At 53.3% G+C, this 19,208-nt stretch carries 21 protein-coding genes and 1 riboswitch; all 21 genes read right to left on the bottom strand.

Annotation, left to right across the window (positions count from 1 at the left end):
* Nucleotides 1-63: 63 nt before the first annotated feature.
* The 21 genes from A8990_RS00105 to A8990_RS00005 all read right to left on the bottom strand — a co-directional run bounded on the left by A8990_RS00105 (nucleotide 64) and on the right by A8990_RS00005 (nucleotide 18,381).
* Nucleotides 64-804 carry a pseudouridine synthase gene (locus tag A8990_RS00105; RefSeq protein WP_116186984.1) on the bottom strand — a complete coding sequence of 247 codons (741 nt, stop codon included), beginning with the start codon at nucleotides 802-804 and terminating at the stop codon, nucleotides 64-66.
* A 111-nt stretch (nucleotides 805-915) separates the two neighbouring features.
* The gene (locus A8990_RS00100) at nucleotides 916-1,404 is read right to left on the bottom strand and encodes a spore maturation protein (protein WP_181909359.1); all 489 of its coding nucleotides are present in this window, start codon (nucleotides 1,402-1,404) and stop codon (nucleotides 916-918) included.
* A 37-nt stretch (nucleotides 1,405-1,441) separates the two neighbouring features.
* Complete coding sequence (locus A8990_RS00095) at nucleotides 1,442-2,134, bottom strand: nucleoside recognition domain-containing protein (RefSeq protein ID WP_116186983.1); 693 nt, start codon at nucleotides 2,132-2,134, stop codon at nucleotides 1,442-1,444.
* Entirely contained in the window at nucleotides 2,128-3,348 is a 1,221-nt protein-coding gene (locus tag A8990_RS00090; RefSeq protein WP_116186982.1) for a D-alanyl-D-alanine carboxypeptidase family protein, read from the bottom strand. Before A8990_RS00090 ends, A8990_RS00095 begins: the two co-directional genes overlap by 7 nt.
* 179 nt (nucleotides 3,349-3,527) lie before the next feature.
* Nucleotides 3,528-3,989, bottom strand: coding sequence for a GerW family sporulation protein (gene ytfJ / locus A8990_RS00085; protein ID WP_116186981.1), 462 nt, complete (start codon nucleotides 3,987-3,989; stop codon nucleotides 3,528-3,530).
* A gap of 83 nt (nucleotides 3,990-4,072) precedes the next feature.
* Nucleotides 4,073-4,771: a DUF2953 domain-containing protein gene (locus tag A8990_RS00080; RefSeq protein ID WP_116186980.1), complete on the bottom strand. Its 699-nt coding sequence runs from the start codon at nucleotides 4,769-4,771 to the stop codon at nucleotides 4,073-4,075.
* 64 nt (nucleotides 4,772-4,835) lie between these two features.
* The gene (gene scpB, locus A8990_RS00075; protein WP_116186979.1) at nucleotides 4,836-5,468 is read right to left on the bottom strand and encodes an SMC-Scp complex subunit ScpB; all 633 of its coding nucleotides are present in this window, start codon (nucleotides 5,466-5,468) and stop codon (nucleotides 4,836-4,838) included.
* Nucleotides 5,437-6,219 carry a segregation and condensation protein A gene (locus A8990_RS00070; RefSeq protein ID WP_116186978.1) on the bottom strand — a complete coding sequence of 261 codons (783 nt, stop codon included), beginning with the start codon at nucleotides 6,217-6,219 and terminating at the stop codon, nucleotides 5,437-5,439. Before A8990_RS00070 ends, scpB begins: the two co-directional genes overlap by 32 nt.
* A gap of 64 nt (nucleotides 6,220-6,283) precedes the next feature.
* Nucleotides 6,284-6,754: a 6,7-dimethyl-8-ribityllumazine synthase gene (ribH, locus tag A8990_RS00065; protein WP_116186977.1), complete on the bottom strand. Its 471-nt coding sequence runs from the start codon at nucleotides 6,752-6,754 to the stop codon at nucleotides 6,284-6,286.
* Between the two features lie 71 nt (nucleotides 6,755-6,825).
* Complete coding sequence (locus tag A8990_RS00060; protein WP_116186976.1) at nucleotides 6,826-8,046, bottom strand: bifunctional 3,4-dihydroxy-2-butanone-4-phosphate synthase/GTP cyclohydrolase II; 1,221 nt, start codon at nucleotides 8,044-8,046, stop codon at nucleotides 6,826-6,828.
* Between the two features lie 20 nt (nucleotides 8,047-8,066).
* The gene (gene ribE / locus A8990_RS00055; protein ID WP_116186975.1) at nucleotides 8,067-8,747 is read right to left on the bottom strand and encodes a riboflavin synthase; all 681 of its coding nucleotides are present in this window, start codon (nucleotides 8,745-8,747) and stop codon (nucleotides 8,067-8,069) included.
* 47 nt (nucleotides 8,748-8,794) lie between these two features.
* Nucleotides 8,795-9,910, bottom strand: a complete 1,116-nt coding sequence (gene ribD / locus A8990_RS00050) for a bifunctional diaminohydroxyphosphoribosylaminopyrimidine deaminase/5-amino-6-(5-phosphoribosylamino)uracil reductase RibD (RefSeq protein WP_116186974.1) — start codon at nucleotides 9,908-9,910, stop codon at nucleotides 8,795-8,797.
* A gap of 154 nt (nucleotides 9,911-10,064) precedes the next feature.
* A riboswitch (FMN riboswitch) is annotated at nucleotides 10,065-10,276 on the bottom strand.
* A gap of 149 nt (nucleotides 10,277-10,425) precedes the next feature.
* On the bottom strand, nucleotides 10,426-10,857 hold the full coding sequence (locus A8990_RS00045; protein ID WP_116186973.1) for a peptidylprolyl isomerase: 432 nt from the start codon (nucleotides 10,855-10,857) through the stop codon (nucleotides 10,426-10,428).
* 20 nt (nucleotides 10,858-10,877) lie between these two features.
* Nucleotides 10,878-12,209 carry a diaminopimelate decarboxylase gene (lysA, locus tag A8990_RS00040; protein WP_116186972.1) on the bottom strand — a complete coding sequence of 444 codons (1,332 nt, stop codon included), beginning with the start codon at nucleotides 12,207-12,209 and terminating at the stop codon, nucleotides 10,878-10,880.
* Between the two features lie 190 nt (nucleotides 12,210-12,399).
* Nucleotides 12,400-14,148 carry a spore germination protein gene (locus tag A8990_RS00035; protein WP_116186971.1) on the bottom strand — a complete coding sequence of 583 codons (1,749 nt, stop codon included), beginning with the start codon at nucleotides 14,146-14,148 and terminating at the stop codon, nucleotides 12,400-12,402.
* A 31-nt stretch (nucleotides 14,149-14,179) separates the two neighbouring features.
* A complete protein-coding gene (locus A8990_RS00030; protein ID WP_116186970.1) occupies nucleotides 14,180-14,626 on the bottom strand; it encodes a stage V sporulation protein AB in 447 nt (148 codons plus the stop codon).
* Nucleotides 14,619-15,302: a stage V sporulation protein AA gene (locus A8990_RS00025; RefSeq protein ID WP_116186969.1), complete on the bottom strand. Its 684-nt coding sequence runs from the start codon at nucleotides 15,300-15,302 to the stop codon at nucleotides 14,619-14,621. Before A8990_RS00025 ends, A8990_RS00030 begins: the two co-directional genes overlap by 8 nt.
* A 133-nt stretch (nucleotides 15,303-15,435) precedes the next feature.
* The gene (gene sigF, locus A8990_RS00020) at nucleotides 15,436-16,191 is read right to left on the bottom strand and encodes an RNA polymerase sporulation sigma factor SigF (RefSeq protein WP_116186968.1); all 756 of its coding nucleotides are present in this window, start codon (nucleotides 16,189-16,191) and stop codon (nucleotides 15,436-15,438) included.
* A 20-nt stretch (nucleotides 16,192-16,211) separates the two neighbouring features.
* Nucleotides 16,212-16,658 carry an anti-sigma F factor gene (gene spoIIAB, locus A8990_RS00015; RefSeq protein WP_116186967.1) on the bottom strand — a complete coding sequence of 149 codons (447 nt, stop codon included), beginning with the start codon at nucleotides 16,656-16,658 and terminating at the stop codon, nucleotides 16,212-16,214.
* Nucleotides 16,655-17,008: an anti-sigma F factor antagonist gene (spoIIAA, locus tag A8990_RS00010; protein WP_116186966.1), complete on the bottom strand. Its 354-nt coding sequence runs from the start codon at nucleotides 17,006-17,008 to the stop codon at nucleotides 16,655-16,657. Before spoIIAA ends, spoIIAB begins: the two co-directional genes overlap by 4 nt.
* Nucleotides 17,009-17,190: 182 nt before the next feature.
* Complete coding sequence (locus tag A8990_RS00005; protein WP_116186965.1) at nucleotides 17,191-18,381, bottom strand: D-alanyl-D-alanine carboxypeptidase family protein; 1,191 nt, start codon at nucleotides 18,379-18,381, stop codon at nucleotides 17,191-17,193.
* Nucleotides 18,382-19,208: the final 827 nt, after the last annotated feature.

The following is a 19,208-nucleotide window of genomic DNA, read 5'->3' as shown; positions in this document are numbered from 1 at the left end:
ACTTCATTTGGACTATATTCATTATAACGAAAATGGGACGGCAATTGAGGTTGCCGCCGCTCGTTATTTTTGAATTTTATGTGTCCTAGTCGCTGCTCCGCGCAGCTCCTGTACTTCCTTCGGCGTCAGATGACGGAACTTGCCGCGGGCCAGTCCGTGCAAGCCGAGCTCGCCGAAACGAACCCTTCTGAGCAGGATGACAGGATGATTGATGGCATCGAACATCCGCCGAACTTGGCGGTTCCGGCCTTCATAGATCGTAATCGTAATCGTCGCCTGATTCTTCTCCGTATTGACGTCGTGGTATTCAACCTCCGCAGGCGCAGTCATTCCGTCCTCAAGCAGAATGCCTTGCTGCAGCCGCTCCAGCGCGGACCCGTGCGGGATACCTTTCACTGTCGCCCAATACGTCTTTGGCACGTGATGGCTTGGGTGCGTCAGCAAATTGGCGAATTCGCCGTCATTCGTCAGCAGCAGCAGCCCTTCCGTATCGTAATCCAGCCGGCCGACCGGATAAACACGCTCTTTAATGCCCGGCAAGTAGTCCTTCACAACCTTACGGCCTTGCGGGTCGCTAGCGCTCGTAATAACGCCTTTCGGCTTATGAAGCATCAAGTAAAGCTTGCTCTCGCCCTTGATCTGGCGGCCTTTGACCGTAATGACATCCACGGCCGGATCAGCCTTCACGCCGAGCGTTGTGACCGGTTCGCCATTAACCTCGACAACACCGGACAAAATCAATTCCTCACATTTGCGGCGCGATGCGACGCCAGCCTGCGCTAAAATCTTCTGTAAACGTTCCAAATGATTTTCACCTCACCCACCATCATACACCAAAAAGCCCGATCAAGCGAATACCGCTGCAGCAGCGGCATTCAGCTCGTTCGGACTATGTAAGATATCCATGATTGCATCTTATTCGAATACAAGTAAACAGATGACGATTGCTGCAAAGAAGCCGACAAGATCGGAGAAAAGGCCTACTTTGAGCGCATACTTGCTTCTGCGGATGCCAACAGCTCCGAAATATACGGTAAGCACATATAGCGTCGTATCCGTGCTGCCTTGAATGGTGGATGCGATTCGGCCGATCATCGAATCCGGTCCATAGGTCTTGATAAGCTCGGTCGTGAACGCGAGCGAGCCCGCTCCCGTGAGCGGCCGCAATAGTCCGAGCGGCAGCACCTCGCTTGGGATGCCTAGCCCGTCAAACAGCGGGCGAATGAGCGATGCCATCATGTCCATTGCGCCTGAAGCGCGGAACATGCTGATAGCGACCATCATGCCGACCAGATGCGGAATGATGTTGATGGCCGTGCCGAAGCCATCTTTTGCCCCTTCGATGAATGTCTCGTATACGGGAACCTTCTTAAAAGCAGCATACAGCGGGATAAATACGATCATGAACGGGATTAGCCAAGCTGATATCGTCGTAATCCACTCATACAACGGCCTCACCCTTTCCTTGTCCTCCAGCGGCAGAACCAGGCGGAGCTTGCGGTTTAGCATCCGCCCAATGCTTGCTAGGATGAGTGTCGGTCCACTTCGGCGGTTTATGCTTGTCTCGTGTACGGTACCAACGATCTGCGAGGATCGCTGCTGCGGTTGCGATTAAGGTTGCTGCAAGTGTGGTGCCGACGATTTCGGCGGGGTGTGCAGAGCTGTAGGTCATTCGAATGGCGATGAGTGTAGTAGGTACGAGGGTTATACTTGATGTATTGAGCGCCAGCAGCGTACACATCGCCGCTGACGCCGTTTCTTTATCCGGATTAAGCTTCTGAAGCTCCTGCATCGCTTTGATGCCCATCGGCGTCGCTGCATTGCCAAGCCCCAGTATATTCGCACTCATGTTGCTCATAATGTACCCGAGCGCTGGATGTCCCTTCGGTACCTCCGGGAAGAGGAAACGAATAGCCGGCTGGAGCAGCACCGCAATCTTGCGAAGCAGTCCGGCGTCCTCACCGATACGCATCAGGCCCAGCCAGAACACCATGACGCTGATAAGCCCGAAGCTGACCGTGACACCGCTCTTCGCGCCTTCGAATGCGGCTTCCGTCAAAGCTTCCATTCGGCCGTTCGCAATGGCAGCAATAAAACTGACGGCTATAAAGAACAGCCATATATAGTTTACCATCCCGCCGCCTCCCCTCCGAATAGCGCTTTGAAGGTCGCTCTGAATGCGTGCCAGAACGTGTCCGATGAGAACGATCCGAACACGGATCTAGACGAATCACCGCCGATGACCCATGATGGTTTATCTGGCTGCTTAATACGCTGGCTCTGCGGATCGTACACCGGAGTAGATCCGATCTTCGTCTCGCCGACGAACCAATCGATCGTTCCCCGCTCGCCAAGCAGATACGCCGTTGCCTTCGCATCGATCAGGTTCAGCTTCGAGCGAAGCTGCTCTTTCTCGCCCTCCGCAAACGGATAAACGAGCGTCCGCCCGACCGCCAGCGGGTACCCATTGATCGGCTGCCCTTTATGGGCGACCTCACTTAAGTGATAGTTCGCGAAGCCGAAATCGAGCAGCTTCTGATGGTCTTGCCAATCATCGCTGTCATTCAAGGTGACGGCTACGAGCTGCTGGCCATCTCGAGTCGCGGAGCTGACAAGGCAGCGAAGCGACTTTTTCGTATAGCCGGTTTTCACGCCATCTGCCCCTTCGTACATCGTGAGCATCTTATTTTTATTTTTCCAGAGATAGTCCCATTGATCATTCGGGTTCGGTGCGGTCTTGCTCTTCGTCTTCACAATCTCTTTGAAGATTGGATTCTTCAGCGCATATGCTGTCAGCTTGGCCAAGTCGTTGGCGGATGAATAATGCCCCGGAGCATCCAGACCGCTCGGGTTCATGAATTGTGAATTCTCGAGGCCCAGCATCTGCGCCTTATCATTCATCATCAAGACGAAGCCTTCCTCTGAGCCGCCGACATGCTCGGCAATTGCCGTCGCAGCATCATTGCCAGACCGCAGCATAAGCCCATACAGCATATTGAGCAGGCTCATTTTCTCTCCTCGCTGCAAATAGATCGATGAGCCTTCCTTGCCCGCGGCCCGAATGCTTGTCTGCACCATGTCGTTCAAATTGCCATGTTCGATCGCGACAATCGCCGTCATGATTTTGGTCAAGCTGGCAATGAGCATGGGCTTGTCCCCATTATGGCTGTACAGAATCCGCCCGGATTCCACGTCGATCAGCGCCGCCCCTTTCGCTTGAGTCGTCACCGTCCTGACCGATCTTTCAGCTGCCGATGTGGAATCAGCCGCCAAAGGTACGCTCGAGAGGAAGATACAGCCGGCAGCAAACACGCGCAGCAGACCATTAGTGATGCGGGTAAGCCTCATACAGTTCCTCCTAGTTTGCAAAAGCCGTGTAGCCTTGCGTCATTAGTTCGGGTGAAAAAAAAATATACATCCTTGTACAGTATATGAGGGGGACTTGAAATTATCCCAACCTGTCCAAAGCTGAACCCATGAACTGGTAAAAAAAAAGAAACCGCCCACACGGGGCGGTTCCTTCCTCATTAATGGCCATCCATACTTTCGATGAGAACGGATTCCAATCCACTGTCGGCGTTCGACGACGATGCGTTTTTCTTGAACATGCTCTGAATCTTCTCGAACACCTGCGGCGCGGAATCGATCACTCGTTCCATCAGATGTGTTTGGTTATCGAGCGGAACAATCCGCACGCCCTGTGCGCCTACAACAAGAAAAGCAATTGGCGTAATGGAGACGCCGCCGCCGCTGCCGCCGCCAAATGGGAGCTGCACCTGTGCGTTATGAACGTCGTTCTTGCCGCTTTGCTCATCAAATCGAATATCGCTGCCGCCTGCAACAAAGCCGAAGCCCACCTTGCTTATCGGCATTATGACGCTGCCGTCAGGGGTTTGGACAGGATCGCCGACAATCGTATTGACATCGACCATTTCTTTAATATTTTCCATTGCGGTTTGCATTAAGCCTTGAATCGGATGGTCAGTCATCGTAGTTTTCGTCCTCCTTGATCGAAGCGTTAATCTGCACCTTGCCGAATATAGCGTTCCCTCGCACCCTGCTCATTATGTACTTATCCGCGAAGCAGGATTCGTTGTAGACCTACGAAGCCGTCTGGTACACCTTTCGCGGCTTTGCGCATTTTGAAGATGAGCCGGATGGCAGCAAAGATCGCATAGCCGAAAGACACACTCGCTGTAAACTGGCCTTCTGTTGCGAAGTAAGAACGCTGATACACCGGATCGACCGTCACCTTCGGATCAGCAATCAGCCGGATGAACTGAGACAGCACACCGATCGTGGTCGTCTTCACCGACCAGATCAGTCCTGTCAGCATCGCCGTCCACATCGCATCTTCCACGCCCACCTGCGTCTTCCACTTCCATTCCGTCAGCTTCACGTGAGACAATGTTTTGCGCATCCAGCCCATCATATCGTGTGTCTGCTTCAGCAGCAGCTTCCATTGGTCGATCGATTGCATAATCGTGTGCGAGTTAATATGCTGCATCATCGAGTCGCTGCTCTCTCCGCCGGCATTCTCCGCCGTTTTCTCTTCCTTCACTTCCACACTCGTTAATTTGAATTTGACGATGGGCAGCTGCCAGTGATAATGAATGAGCCCAAACAATGCACGAATACGCAGCTCCGCATCATCATCGGTACCGATCCTCCGAACATGCCCCTGAATTACAACTGGCGAAAGCGCAACAATAAGCAGCAGCAAAAAAAAGAGACCTGCCCCGATCATCCATCCGAACGGGTAGCCAAGCATGGCGCTTCCCCCATTTCCCTTAATTGGTCGGATATAGTATGACCTTGCGGACAAATCTCATTCTTTAATCTTGGTGATCTTCCAAGTCCGAGTCTGGCATCGGCGGCATTTCCTCGATCGTCATCTGACGGCCTTCCATACGCTCGAACAGCATTTGCGTCTGTTCGTCGAGCGATGCATCCGGAATCGACGACGGCTCAGGAAGTGAATCGAGACCGGCGAGACCGAAGTAGTCGAGGAAGGACTTTGTCGTTCCATATAGAATTGGACGGCCAATCTGCTCGGCACGGCCCACCTCTTCAATCAAGTCCTTATTGACGAGCGATTGCAGCGCTCTGTCGCTCTTCACGCCGCGAATCTCTTCGATATCGACCCGCGTAATCGGCTGGCGATACGCAACGATCGATAACGTCTCGAGCGCAGCTTGTGACAAGCTTGAACGCGTAGGCGAGTAAGCCATCCGTTCAAAATAAGCCGCATGTGCCGGGTTCGTCGTCAGCCGGTATGCACCAGCGACGAAGGAGACCTGGACACCGCGTTTCTTCGCTTTCAATTCCTTCGTGAGATCATTGACCAGATCTCCCGTTATTACTGCATCCAGCTGCAGAATCTCGGCAAGCTGCTTCGTCGTCAGCCCCTCATCTCCAGCCATAAACAGCAGTCCCTCAATAATCGACCTCAGCTTCGAGAAGTCCATCTAGGGCCGCATCCCCTCTCCAATGCACAACAATATCCTCAAACAGGCTGTTCTGAAAACAGCGGATATGCTTCATCTTCATCAGCTCCAGAATAGCCAGGAATGTCACAACGATCTCGTGCCGGCTCATATCTTCGCGAATTAACTTCGAGAAGCGAACCGTCTCGAACTCGCGCAGCACGTCGACGATATCGCGAATCCGGTCTTTCACCGAAATCTCATCGCGCTGAATCGTCGCAATCATGTTGCGCCTGGACGCCTTGCGAAGCGCCTTCTGGAATGCAGCGATGAGATCGCCGACGCTTAAGCCTTTGACCGGATTTTCAGGCACGACCTTCATGAAAGGCGTGAGATCCTCCGGCTCCTTCGTGTACACAAGGCTGCGCTCAAATTCCTGCTCTCTGAGCTGCTCGGCGATCTGTTTATATTTCCGGTACTCCACCAGCTTCGCGATGAGCTCATCACGAGGGTCCAGACCATCATCCGGCCATTCCTCGTACTGATCATCATCGATAATCGGCGGCTTCGGCAGCAGCTGCTTGCTCTTGATCGAGAGCAGCGTGGCCGCCATGACGAGGAATTCGCTCGTAACCTCGAGCTCTAGCTCCTGCATCGCATTCAAATAGTCCATATATTGATCCGTAATCTCGCTGATGGACACCTCGTGAATGTCGATTTCCGCTTTATCGATAAGATGAAGCAGCAGATCGAGCGGGCCTTCGAACGATTCCAGCTTATACGTCACCGCCATGGTGAGAGCCAACTCCTAAACATAGGTGATTTTCTTAGCCTTAGCCTTGACTTTAAGCTTAACCTTAGCCTTGAAGTACTTTAGTCAAATTCGCCATTTCGATCGCTGTAACAGCTGCTTCCCAGCCTTTGTTGCCAGCTTTCGTGCCCGCACGCTCAATTGCTTGCTCGATCGAATCCACAGTGAGCACGCCGAAGATTGTAGGTACGCCTGTCTTGAGGCCGATTGCTGCTACGCCTTTCGCCGCTTCATTACATACGTAGTCAAAATGAGGCGTTGATCCCCGGATAACAGCGCCAAGGGTAATGACTGCATCATATTTGCCGCTCTCCGCCATCTTCTGTGCGATCAGCGGAATTTCGAATGCGCCTGGTACCCACGCAACATCGACTTCGCTATCTGCTGCGCCGTGGCGTTTGAATGCATCCAGCGCGCCGCCAAGCAGCTTGCTGCTAATAAACTCGTTGAAACGGCCGACTACGACGCCGTAACGCAAACCTTCGGAAATTAAGTTACCTTCAAATACATGTGGCATTGATGATTCATCCTCTCGTATGTGTGTGCTTTTGTGTTTTGTGCTTTTGTTCTTGATTGTTTAGCTATGGGTTAGCTCTGAACATCGTCAAATTTGAGCAGATGGCCGAGCTTCGCTTTCTTCGTGTGCAAATAATTATTGTTGCTCTCGTTCGCATCCATCTGGATCGGAACACGCTCGACTACTTCGATACCGTAGCCTTCCAGCCCGCGAATCTTACGTGGGTTATTCGTCAGCAGTTTCATTTGGCGAACGCCGAGATCTTTCAAAATTTGTGCACCTATACCATAATCGCGCAAATCGGGAGCAAAGCCAAGTTTAATATTCGCATCGACAGTGTCTAATCCCTGCTCCTGCAGCTGATAGGCTTTCAATTTGTTAATAAGGCCGATTCCGCGCCCTTCTTGACGCATATAGAGCAGCACGCCTTTGCCAGCTTCGTCGATCTGACGAAGAGCTGCTTCAAGCTGCGGACCGCAATCGCAGCGGTGCGAGTGGAATACATCGCCGGTCAAGCATTCCGAGTGAACACGTACGAGCGTCGGCTGTTCCGGATCGATCTCGCCTTTGACAAGCGCGACATGCTCCTTATTATCCACTTCGTTCGTGTAAGCAACCGCCCGGAACACGCCGAAGTCTGTTGGCATTTGCACATCGACGACGCGCTCAACAAGCTTCTCTTTCTCGTTGCGGTAATGAATCATCTCCCGAATCGAGATTAGTTTCAGCCCGTGCTTCTCTTTAAATTCGATCAGGTCCGGCAGACGAGCCATCGAACCGTCTTCCTTAATGATCTCGCAGATAACGGCTGCTGGCGCCTGACCGCACATGCGCGCTAGATCAATCGCTGCTTCCGTATGTCCTGCACGGCGCAGTACGCCGCCCTTCTTCGCAATTAGCGGGAAAATATGGCCAGGTCTGCGGAAATCATCTGCTTTGGTACTCGGATCGATCAACGCTTGAACGGTTTGTGAGCGCTCATACGCCGAGATGCCGGTTGAAGTTGAGATATGGTCGACGGATACGGTGAATGCCGTACCGTGGTAGTCTGTGTTGCGCTGTACCATCGGAGGCAGGTCCAGCTCTTCCGCCCGTTCTTGCGTAATCGGCACGCACACCAGACCGCGTGCTTCGGAGATCATGAAGTTGATGACTTCCGGCGTTGCCTTGCTTGCCAGCGCGATCAAATCGCCTTCATTCTCACGGTCTTCATCATCAACGACGATGACCGACTTGCCGAGCATCAAATCTTGAAGCGCTTCTTCAATCGTGTTAAATGCTTGCTCGCTCATTTCCCTCACACCCCTTATCGTTAGAAAAATCCGTTATCAGCCAGAAACGCCGCCGTAATGCCGTTCTTCGCGGCCGGCTTGCTGCCCGCGTCCTGCGTATCGCCAGCTCCCTTGAAATGGAGCAGATGATCGACGTACTTCCCAAGCACATCGCATTCGATATTAATGACGCTGCCTGCCTGCTTCCCTTGAAGCGCGGTTTCGCGCAGCGTATGCGGAATGATGGACACTGAGAAGCTGTTATGATCCGCTCGCACGACCGTCAGGCTGATGCCATCAAGCGTAACCGAGCCTTGCGGAATGACATAGCGCATGAGCGCCGGATCATGCGGCCTGATCGTGAACACGACCGCATTCACATCGTTCTCGCGGGACACGACAGCTCCTGTGCCGTCTGCATGGCCCTGCACAATATGACCGCCGAAACGGCCGCCTGCTTGCATCGCCCGCTCGAGGTTTACTCGCTCTCCAGGACGCATATCCTTGAGGTTCGTATGCCGGAACGTCTGCGGCATCACATCGACCGTGAAAGAATTAGAGCTCATCTCCGTAACCGTCAAGCAGACGCCATTCACCGATATGCTATCGCCAATCGCTGCATCTTCGAGAATGCGGGAAGCCTCGATTGCGAGCACCATGGCCTCGCCTTGCTTATAAGTTCGTTTCAGCGTGCCGATTTCTTCAATAAGTCCTGTAAACATGTCGCGTTTCCCCTCTCCCTTCGCTGTAGTTTGGGGTTTGCTTGTCTTTAGCTGCGAGCTTCATAGCTCGGATAGCCGCTAAGCAGGAAGTCTTGACCGACCCGCTCCACTTGCATTTCCTTGAACGTTATCGCGTCCGCCATGAGCTCGAAGCCATGAAAATCAAATACGCCTGTTGCCTCAGCCCCGCCGATTACCTTCGGAGCGATGAACAGCAGCAGCTTGTCGATCAAGCCTTGCTCGAGCATCGCGCCGTTCAGCTTGCCGCCGCCTTCCAGCAAGATCGAGCCGATCTCGCGCTCGCCGAGCTTTCGCATGGCAACCGCCAGATCAACGCGTTCGCCGCTGCCGCAAGCGATCACTTCAGCGCCTGCCGCTTCAAGCGCCGCCCGGCGAGCGGGGTCAGCGCCTTCCACCGTCAGCACGATGACCCGTGCTGAACGGTCCTTCAGCAGCCTTGAAGTGAGCGGCATCCGCAGCTTCGAATCAACGACGATGCGCGCCGGGTGCACCGCTGGTACGCTCAGCCGGGTCGTCAGCTCCGGATCATCCGCCAGCGCCGTTTCCGCGCCGACCATGATGCCCATGTGCTGATGCCGCAGCGTGTGCGTCACTGCCCGCGCCTCCGGCCCGCTCACGTACCGGCTGTCGCCAGTCTTTGCCGCCAGCTTGCCATCCAGCGTCATCGCGGACTTCATCGTCACGAACGGTATCCGTGTCACGATGTACTTGTTGAACATCTCGTTCATCCGCAGCGACTCTTGCTCAAGCAGCCCGACTTCAACTTCGATGCCGGCTTCGCGCAGCCTTGCAATTCCTCTGCCGGCCACCTGCGGATTCGGGTCCGTGCAGGCGACGACAACACGCTTCACCTGCGCCTCGATCAGCCGCTCGCAGCATGGCGGCGTGCGGCCGTGATGGCTGCACGGCTCCAGCGTGACATACGCCGTCGCGCCTTCCGCCTGCTCGCCTGCCATCCGCAGCGCATGCACTTCTGCATGCCCTTCACCGCGGCGAAGATGCGCGCCTATTCCTACGATTCGGCCATCCTTAACGACAACACAGCCGACGATCGGGTTTATGTCTGTCTGGCCTTTCGCCTTCTGCGCCATGTCTAGCGCAAGACGCATATACATCTCATCATTCAACACTTCGATGGACATAAACAAAAATCACCCCATGGCGATTAGCCAACGGGGTGATGGGTTTGTAAAAACATGAAAGAGGTCGCATTCGAAGACGCATTCAAACAAACTCGGCAACTATGTGAAAAAATGAACAAAGTTGGCGAGAAATGAAAAAATGGAATTCGCGTACCGTCTCCTTCTCCCATCCAGACTATACTGTCGGTCCCGGATTTGCACCAGGTCCACCGTATCGCTTATTGGATGCTCACCACGAAGGCATCGCTTCCTAAAGCAATCCGGGTCACGGACTGACAAAGCTAACGGCTGCCATTCGCTCGAAGCGAGAAGTTCAGCCCTTTGATCACCGCCGGTTGGGAATTTCACCCGACCCCGAAGGAAAAACGCAAATACTTTGAAGAAATGTTACCACTTACGCTTTGAAAATGCAACTTGTTTTCAACAATTAGAGACAGCGTCTTCCTCCCTAGCCTAGTTACCGATAAATCAAAACCCGCAGCCGGTCTCGAAAGACCTGCTGCGGGCTATGGCAATTACGCGTCGTAAACTTCGACTTTTTCCATTCTGTCGCGGCCTTGGAATGCATCAACATGCTCCATGCCTTCAGTCACTTTACCGAAAACCGTGTGACCGCCATCGAGATGCGGCTGCGGCTGGTAGGTGATGTAGAACTGGCTGCCGCCTGTGTTACGGCCGGCATGCGCCATTGCAAGCGCACCGCGCTCATGCTTGTTCGGGTTGATCTCGCAGTTAATTTGGTAGCCAGGACCGCCTGTGCCTGTGCCGTTCGGGCAGCCGCCTTGCGCGACGAAACCAGGGATAACGCGGTGGAACGTCAATCCGTTGTAGAAGCCGGAGTTCGCGAGCTTCTCGAAGTTAGCTACAGTGTTAGGTGCGTCCTGATCGAACAAGTCGAAGTGGACTTCCTTACCGTTCGCCATTGTAATCTTTGCTTTCTTTGCCATTGGGGGAATTTCCTCCTTGATTATTTAGCTGCAGAAGCCTGCTGCATGCGTGCCGGAATAACGTCATTGCCGACAATATCATCCAGCGATTCGCGCTTAACAGCCAGGTCTGCTGCACCGTCTTTTACGAAGACAACTGCAGGACGGCGAATGCGGTTATAGTTGCTCGCCATAGCATAATTGTACGCGCCTGTGCAGAATACAGCAAGTAAGTCGCCATTGTTCGCCTTCGGCAGCTCAATATCAATGATCAATTTGTCGCCGCTCTCGCAGCATTTGCCCGCTACAGTAACCGTTTCTTCTACCGCATCGTTCGCACGGTTTGCAAGAATCGCCTCGTATTTGGACTCATAAAGCGCTGGGCGCGGGTTGTCCGTCATACCGCCGTCAACCGCGATATATTTGCGCACGCCAGGGATATCTTTGCTTGTCCCAACCGTGTACAGTGTCGTACCTGCATCGCCAACCATGCTTCTGCCCGGTTCAACCCAGATCTCGGGAAGCGGATAGCCTGCTGCAGAGAAGTTTGTCTTGATCGAATCCGTGATTGCTTTCACGTATTGCGAGATTGGAAGCGGAGTGTCGCCTTCCACATAGCGGATGCCGAAGCCGCCGCCAAGGTTGATGACGCGGAACAGGATGTTCAGCTCATCGCGTACTTTTACCGCGAAGCCTGCAACTTTATCAACCGCCATTACGAAGCCTTCGACTTCGAAAATTTGCGAGCCGATATGCGAGTGTACGCCAAGCAGCTCAAGGTTTGGCTGAGCAGCCGCTTCTTGAATCGCTTTGTACGCAGTACCGTTGCCCACGTCGAAACCGAACTTGGAGTCCGTTTGACCTGTCGAGATGTAGTCATGTGTATGTGCTTCTACGCCTGGCGTAATACGGAGCAATACGTTCACTTTCTTGCCTTTGTCGCCCGCGAGCGCGTTCAGCAAGTACAGCTCGTTGAAGTTGTCGACTACGAAGCAGCCGATGTTAGCGTCAAGCGCCATGTTGATCTCTTCCGGCGTCTTGTTGTTGCCGTGGAAGTGAATGCGATGAGCAGGGAAGCCTGCTTTCAATGCTGTATAGAGCTCGCCGTCGGAAACGACGTCAAGCGACAGATCCTCTTGCTCGGCGATGGCACACATAGCCATTACGCTGAATGCTTTGCTTGCATATGCGACTTGGAATTTCAAGCCCGATGCGCGGAACGATTCTACGTATTCGCGGGCGCGCTGACGAACGAGCGCTTCGTCGACGATGTAAAGCGGCGTTCCGAATTGTGCAGCCAGTTCGGTTGTATCACAACCGCCAATAACTAAATGACCTTGTGCGTTGATTTTGCTAGTACCATGTAAGTACATGTAATTCCCCTCCGAGTTCTCCTGGCTATTCCCATTCATGATATATTTGCACCATTTAGCATCAGTATAACGCATTCGCTCCATCGCCGAAATGGATAAATTCACATTTCATTTGCATTTTTTGCAGCGCAGCCTTCCCCATGGGGCATTCGCCCCCGCTCACTTCTGCCGATCAGTGCTAGCCAAGTTCTTATTGATGCTCATCATTCGGCATCCGATTACGCTGCTGCGGCTTCAGCAAATTCGGACGCGTACGGTTCGATAATACCGGCACACGGATGAAAATGCTCATGAGCCCTTTAGCATCAAACGGAATTAGCGGCCACATATACGGACGGTTGAACGAACGCATCAGCGTCAAATAGACGATGAAAGCCGTCGTCGCGATCATAAATCCGGACACTTTGAACATGGCTACCGTAACAATGAGCATCAGCCTGACGATCCGATTGGCAAGTCCAAGCTCGTAGCTCGGCGTGGCGAACATTCCGATGGCCGAGATGGCCATATAAAGCACGACCTCGTTCACGAACAATCCCGTCTTAACCGCAATGTCACCGATCAAGATGGCAGAGATCAAGGACATTGCGGTAACGAGCGGAGACGGCGTATGAATCGAAGCCATGCGCAGAAGATCGACCCCGAATTCAGCTAGCAGAAACTGGGCTACCATCGGGATTCTGCCCGCTTGTTGCGCGCCGATGAAGTCCAGCCCTGCAGGTTTAAGCTCCGGCCGCAGCGTAAACAGGAACCAGAGCGGCAGCAGGAACAGCGACATCAGAACGCCGATAAATCGAACCCAGCGCAAGTACGTTCCAATGAACGGCGTTTGCCTGTTCTCCTCCGCGTGCTGTATCAGATCGAAGAACGTCGTCGGCAGGATCATAACGCTTGGCGTCGTATCGACGAAGAGCGCGATGTGTCCCTCCAACAGGTTGACGGCTACGGTATCGGGCCTTTCGGAGTAGCGAACCAGCGGATAGGGGTTCCATCCACGCTTAACCGTCGCTTCCTCCAGCTGTTTATCGCCCAGCGGCAAGCCATCGAGCTTGATCAGGTTGATTTTGTCCTTGATCGATTTCAGCATTTCTTTGTCAACAATGTCGTCGATGTAGGCGATACAAATATCCGTTTGCGTCCGATCGCCGACGCGCATAATTTCGTAGCGCAGCTTCTTATCCCGCAAGCGACGCCTAACGAGCGTCACGTTCGTCAGCATCGTCTCGACGAAGCCGTCGCGCGAACCCCGCACGACACGTTCGAGAGAGGCCTCCTCCGGATTGCGTGCCGGGAACGCTTTGGCATCGATCAGGATCGCCTTAGCTTCGCCATCGATGAACATCGCTGTACCGCCAGCGAGCACATTGGTCATCACATTGTCCCAGTCCTGCTCCTCCACAACTTGAATGGCTGGCAAGTAAATCGAGAAGAAAGAGTGCAGCGCATCTGTGGACAAACTGTCCGACTCCAGATAGGTCAACCGCTTCAGAACCTCAGTCAGGATCGTATCCTTCGCGAAACCGTTCATAAAGTAGAAGGCGGTTCGCTTGTTCCCGAATGTCATTTCGCGTACGACGATATCGAAGCTCGTCTTGTAACCGACATCGTCCTCGAGCTTCGTGATTACATCGTCGAGCTGCCTTGGAATCGGCTTGACTTCTTTCTCAGGCTGCTGCTTCGGCTGCTTGTAGTGACCAACGATCGGCTGCTCAGCGTCTTCGAATGGAGGTTCGGTGAATATGATCTTCCCTTCGGCTTCTGCCTGATTACCGCCCTGAGCCTGGGACTGAGCTTGTGATTGAGCCTGTGGTTGAGCTTGTGCCTCAGCCGAAGCTTCCTCCGTTGTCTTCCCGCCATGCTCGTCGTACCAGAATACATGAACTGGCTTCTTGAACGAAGAGCCGGATTGTTCTTCCCCATTTTGTTCGCGATCGGTCATACGGTACCATCCTTTCTTGAAACCTTCTTACTCACGATTCATCATCCAACCATTGAAAAACGAGCCAATCAAACAGCGAGCCGGTCACCTTGCCGAGCACCATCGCCATAACGAGACCGACCATATAACGGCTCAGCCGCATTCGCTTCGCGAGAATGGGCAGCACGTTCATCACCTCGGTCAGCGCGGCGCCAAGCATGCCGACGAATATGCCGTCAAACGTGCCGATCAACGCGAGCGTGACCGCCTTCGGGAGCCACAGCCGCCATTCGAGGAAGTCCGCCAGCGACCAGAAGACCGCTCCGCTCATGACCGCTGTCTCAAACCAGATCGACTTGCGGAATGCATACGCAATTTGCGCAAGCCGAGGGATGATGTCCAGCACGATCAGGAGCGCTACGAATGCGCTGCCGACGCCTAACCCTCCGGCGAAGCCGAGCACCGCGACGAACAGATCGGCCGCAATCGTCTTAACCATCGTCCGCGCCTGCTTCCTGCTCCCGCTCCTGCTTACTCCGAGGTGCTGGCTGCCCCGGCTCGCTCTTTTTGCGCATCTCATCTGCTATAACATAGGCATTGACGTTCTCTTCGTACATGTACAGCTCGACTTCGAGCGGATTCGGCTCCTCGTTGAACCTTTTGCGGAACAGATGGTTGAAGAATACGAGCATCCCGACGCCAATACCGATGGAGTAAGGCACTTGAAACCAGAGCGGATGCTCCGACTTCCGGCCCGTAACGAGCTCCGTGATCCGGGTATGGACATCCTTCATGTTGACATCTGTATGAAAATTCATGATCGCAAGCCCTGACCCAAAAAACAGCAGCAGCCATGCCAGCATAAGAATCCACAGGCGAGGCTTGCGCGGCTCATCGGCAACGATAACGAGCACCTGCGGATCGCCATAGGAATCGACGACCATACCCGGCGCTACGTCCCTGATCAGCTTCACAACCTGGAGCAAATCGATGACGACCCGGTTGCCGTCATGCTGCCGATGACGATGAAGCACAAGCGATTCCAATTGCTTCTCAAGGGTGGAATCACTGCAAAATAAGCGGGCGGCTCGTCCAAGCGTTACATCCTCGCCGGGTCTGATGCCCACACGCTTCCGCAGCCGCAAATAGAGACAGGATGGCTGGCCCTCACTCATCCACTCTCCCCCTTACTCTGTTCATTTCCTCGTTAGTATGATTAAAGGAGGGTCAGGATAATCAGAGCAAACGCAGCAAAAAAAGCCAAATCGTCCGAGATGGACAATTTGGCTTTGACCTGTGCCGCTGCAGTCATTGCGCAATTTGGTTGCGTATGAGCTGCAATATCTTCTTCTCCAAGCGTGAGACTTGCACTTGCGATATCCCGAGCCTCGCAGCGACCTCGGACTGAGTCTGATCGCGATAATAGCGCAGGAAGACGATGAGCCGCTCCCGCTCCGACAACCCGCCGATCGCTTCATTCAGCGCCAGCTTATCGAACCAGCGCTCCTGTGAATCGTCTGCGATTTGATCCATCAGCGTTATCGGATCGCCATCGTTCTCGAACACGGTCTCGTGAATCGAGGTTGGCGGCTTGTTCGCTTCCTGAGCGAATACGACATCCTCCGGCGTAATGCCGAGCCGTTCCGCCACTTCCTTGATCGTAGGCAGCCGGCCGAGCACCTTGGACAGCTCGTCCTTCGTCTTGCGCACCTTGTTGGCCGTCTCCTTCAAGGAGCGGCTGACCTTCAGGGTACCGTCATCCCGCAGGAATCGTTGGATCTCCCCGATGATCATCGGCACCGCATAGGTAGAAAATTTGACCTCATAGGACAGATCGAACTTATCGACCGACTTCAATAGCCCGATACAGCCGATCTGGAACAAATCCTCCGGCTCATAGCCCCGCCCCATAAAACGCTGAACGACGGACCAAACGAGCCGGATATTGCATTGTACGAGCGTATCGCGCGCCAGCGTATCTCCGGATTGACTCAGCGCTATCAACCGCTTGACTTCGGAATCATCCAAATACGGCTGCGCCGTTTGTTTCATATCGACATCCATGCGGTCCAACCCCTATGCGCCTAATTAAAAAGCGCTTTTTTCGATTCGATGCGCTTTGTCATCGCAATGGACGTCCCATTGCCCGGCTGGCTGTGTACGTCGAAGCCGTCCATGAAGTTCTCCATAATGGTAAAGCCCATACCGGAGCGCTCCATTTCAGGTTTGGACGTGTAGAGCGGCTGACGCGCCAATTCCAAATCTTCTATACCGCGGCCTTGATCTTTGACGACAAGTGTTACGGTGTCGCCTTCAATCAGACCTTCGATGGTGACCATGCCGCTAGGGTCGCTGTCGTAGCCATGGATGATCGCATTGGTTACCGCTTCGGAAATTGCTGTCTTCAGGTCGTTAAGCTCATCCAGCGTCGGGTCCAGCTGGGAGACGAAAGCCGCTACTGCAACACGCGCAAACGCCTCATTCTCCGAACGGGCGGAGAATGTCAGTGTCATCTCATTTCTTCCGTTCATGAAACGACCTCCAAACTTGTGAGCGCGAGCCGCTCGTTCTCGTGAATCGGCAATATTTTAAACAAACCTGACAACTCGAACAGACGGTGGACGCTCTGATTCACGTCACAGACGACCATTTTGCCGCCTTTGGCCTTCAACTGCTTGTAACGGCCAAGAATGACGCCAAGTCCGGAGCTGTCCATAAACAGAAGTTCCTTCAAGCTTAGAATGACATGGGCGCTATTGCCGCGCAGAATGGCTTCCTCCATCTTGAAACGGACGACGTCCGCCGTGTGATGATCGAGTTCACCGCGCAGTCTGACAATGAGCACATTCCGGTAATGCTCCAATTCAACCTGCAAACTCATCTTGTTCACTCCTAATCTTAGATTGCGCTTCATAGCGAGGGATAGGTTAGTGTTGAACAAGGTTTTCTACATATCGGCTGCCTTTTCCTGCCCCCCGACAAAACTAGAAGAAGAGCGCTATGAGCAGACAAAATACGCTGAAAAGTTTGCAGATTTTGTATGTTGAGAACAGGATGTCCAGGTTAGGAGAACAAGCTGCTGCAGGAGCGCTTGAACAGCGTCCACCAGCCCGCCTTTTTCACGGTTGCAGGTGAATCCACAGCAAACTCCGTCAACACTTGATCGCCTTGGAAGACGATGAGCTTGCCGATCGGTTCATTGATCGTAACCGGTGCTTTGAGCGGGTTCAGCTTCAGCTCGTAACGAATGTCCTTCACGGAGCTGCCTTTCTTCAGCAGCACGCTGTAGGAATGCTTCGCCTTCAGCTCGAGCGACGGCTGCACGCCTTTCACAATTGGGACCGTGCCCATGATGTCGCCTTTTTTGAAGATGGTATGGTTCATATATTGGGCGAACGAGTAATCGAACATCTGGGACACTTCAGCATTCCGTGTCTTCGTGTTCGGCTCTCCCATAACAACGGCGATGACGCGCAGATTATCGCGGCGTGCTGTCGCTGTAAGGCAAAATCTCGCTTCGTTCGTGAAGCCTGTTTTCAGACCATCCGCTCCGGAGTAGAAGCGTACGAGCTTATTCGTGTTTACAAGCCAGAACGGCTTCTCGCTCGATTTGCGGAGGTAGTCTTGGTACAACCCTGTATACTTCGTAATTTCGCTATGCTTGAGAAGCTCGCGCGACATTACAGCAATGTCATGCGCAGACGAGTGGTGCTCTGCAGCAGGCAGGCCATTACAGTTGGCAAAATGGGTATTCTTCAGCCCCAGCTCCTGTGCCCGCTTGTTCATCATGTCGACGAATGCCGATTCCGTGCCGGCAATCTTCTCTGCCATTGCAACAGAGGCATCATTGCCGGATGCGAGCGCGATGCCCTTCAGCATCTCATCCACACTCATCTGTTCGCCCGGCTCGAGGAAGATTTGCGAACCGCCCATTGATGCGGCATATTCGCTGGTCGGAACTTTATCCGTCAGCTTGATGCGGCCCTGGTCGAGCGCTTCCATAATGAGCAGCATCGTCATGACCTTCGTTATGCTCGCCGGCGGCAGTGCCGCGTGGCTGTTTTTCTCGTAAATAATCGTGCCGCTGTCAGCGTCCATGAGAATTGCCGATCGTGCAGACGGAGCCAGATCCGCGCTTGCGGTCGGTGCCGTATTCGGTGCAGCCCCTTCTTTCGCCCAGCTTACTGCGGGTGCAGACAAAACCATCATCGCCGTTACGCTAGTAACGAGCAGTTGCTTCCATTTGCTGTTCATAGGTTGTTCTCCTCCTGAATGGTAAGTCAAAGCCGAGGGCTCGGCTAAAATCTCCATTCATTAGTGTGGACGAACAAGGGGGAAATTATTCCAGCGAATTACCACTTCACAGGCGAATGTTCTTTCGATCGCTGTTGTATTCAAAATATCATGAACAATTTTCAAAGGTTGATATTCGAATACATAGGCGAACGCTAACGCTTCTCCAGAATCATTCGACCTGCTTCGTTCCTCGCTGGAATAAACCCCAGCCGACTCTACGCCCCTATAATGGATTTTTCCACTCATTTTCGCGCAAAACCGCTGATTCTACGGGCTATGTTGGATTATTCCACTCATTTTTCGTCGGAATGCGCTATTTGTGCGCATTCGTTAAAATATCGTGGGATAAATCCAACATAGAAGCCCAAATTGCCAAATATCAGTGGTTCTTAGTGGATAAATCCACTATAGCCCCGCCAAGCCAAGCCAAGCCAAGCCCAACAAAATCGAGTAGGCCCATGCGCAATTGCATGGGCCTCTCACAGATCCGGACGTGCGGGTCATCGCATCCGGCTCCTCCATGATTATCCCCGTTGGGGATGAAGGTCTTTTTGGATCGAGGACAAACTACTTAGACCGATTTCTTCAAACCACTTGTTTGGCATCGCATACTGCGCATACGTCGAGTAGGAGCTGCGCCAAGCGGTCATTCGTAACCCCGGCAGTTCTCTATCCCATCCTCGTTTGCGCATCTCTCGATGAAGTTTCCTTATCTTCCTCCAGCTTCGCAGCTGTACCGACCGGAGTCTTCTTCTTATCCAACCATCGAGATCTCGGAATCGTTT

Origin of the sequence: Paenibacillus taihuensis (assembly GCF_003386535.1) — a bacterium.
GTDB classification, from domain to species: Bacteria; Bacillota; Bacilli; order Paenibacillales; family Paenibacillaceae; genus Paenibacillus_Z; species Paenibacillus_Z taihuensis.
This window is presented reverse-complemented; position numbering and strand designations above follow the sequence as displayed.

Excerpts from the sequence above, each read along its gene's own strand:
- A8990_RS00100 (WP_181909359.1), bottom strand. The coding sequence starts at position 1,404 with ATGATCGTATTTATCCCGCTGTATGCTGCTTTTAAGAAGGTTCCCGTA.
- A8990_RS00095 (WP_116186983.1), bottom strand. The coding sequence starts at position 2,134 with ATGGTAAACTATATATGGCTGTTCTTTATAGCCGTCAGTTTTATTGCT.
- A8990_RS00090 (WP_116186982.1), bottom strand. The coding sequence starts at position 3,348 with ATGAGGCTTACCCGCATCACTAATGGTCTGCTGCGCGTGTTTGCTGCC.
- ytfJ (WP_116186981.1), bottom strand. The coding sequence starts at position 3,989 with ATGACTGACCATCCGATTCAAGGCTTAATGCAAACCGCAATGGAAAAT.
- A8990_RS00080 (WP_116186980.1), bottom strand. The coding sequence starts at position 4,771 with ATGCTTGGCTACCCGTTCGGATGGATGATCGGGGCAGGTCTCTTTTTT.
- scpB (WP_116186979.1), bottom strand. The coding sequence starts at position 5,468 with ATGGACTTCTCGAAGCTGAGGTCGATTATTGAGGGACTGCTGTTTATG.
- A8990_RS00070 (WP_116186978.1), bottom strand. The coding sequence starts at position 6,219 with ATGGCGGTGACGTATAAGCTGGAATCGTTCGAAGGCCCGCTCGATCTG.
- ribH (WP_116186977.1), bottom strand. The coding sequence starts at position 6,754 with ATGCCACATGTATTTGAAGGTAACTTAATTTCCGAAGGTTTGCGTTAC.
- A8990_RS00060 (WP_116186976.1), bottom strand. The coding sequence starts at position 8,046 with ATGAGCGAGCAAGCATTTAACACGATTGAAGAAGCGCTTCAAGATTTG.
- ribE (WP_116186975.1), bottom strand. The coding sequence starts at position 8,747 with ATGTTTACAGGACTTATTGAAGAAATCGGCACGCTGAAACGAACTTAT.
- ribD (WP_116186974.1), bottom strand. The coding sequence starts at position 9,910 with ATGTCCATCGAAGTGTTGAATGATGAGATGTATATGCGTCTTGCGCTA.
- A8990_RS00045 (WP_116186973.1), bottom strand. The coding sequence starts at position 10,857 with ATGGCAAAGAAAGCAAAGATTACAATGGCGAACGGTAAGGAAGTCCAC.
- lysA (WP_116186972.1), bottom strand. The coding sequence starts at position 12,209 with ATGTACTTACATGGTACTAGCAAAATCAACGCACAAGGTCATTTAGTT.
- A8990_RS00035 (WP_116186971.1), bottom strand. The coding sequence starts at position 14,148 with ATGACCGATCGCGAACAAAATGGGGAAGAACAATCCGGCTCTTCGTTC.
- A8990_RS00030 (WP_116186970.1), bottom strand. The coding sequence starts at position 14,626 with ATGGTTAAGACGATTGCGGCCGATCTGTTCGTCGCGGTGCTCGGCTTC.
- A8990_RS00025 (WP_116186969.1), bottom strand. The coding sequence starts at position 15,302 with ATGAGTGAGGGCCAGCCATCCTGTCTCTATTTGCGGCTGCGGAAGCGT.
- sigF (WP_116186968.1), bottom strand. The coding sequence starts at position 16,191 with ATGGATGTCGATATGAAACAAACGGCGCAGCCGTATTTGGATGATTCC.
- spoIIAB (WP_116186967.1), bottom strand. The coding sequence starts at position 16,658 with ATGAACGGAAGAAATGAGATGACACTGACATTCTCCGCCCGTTCGGAG.
- spoIIAA (WP_116186966.1), bottom strand. The coding sequence starts at position 17,008 with ATGAGTTTGCAGGTTGAATTGGAGCATTACCGGAATGTGCTCATTGTC.
- A8990_RS00005 (WP_116186965.1), bottom strand. The coding sequence starts at position 18,381 with ATGAACAGCAAATGGAAGCAACTGCTCGTTACTAGCGTAACGGCGATG.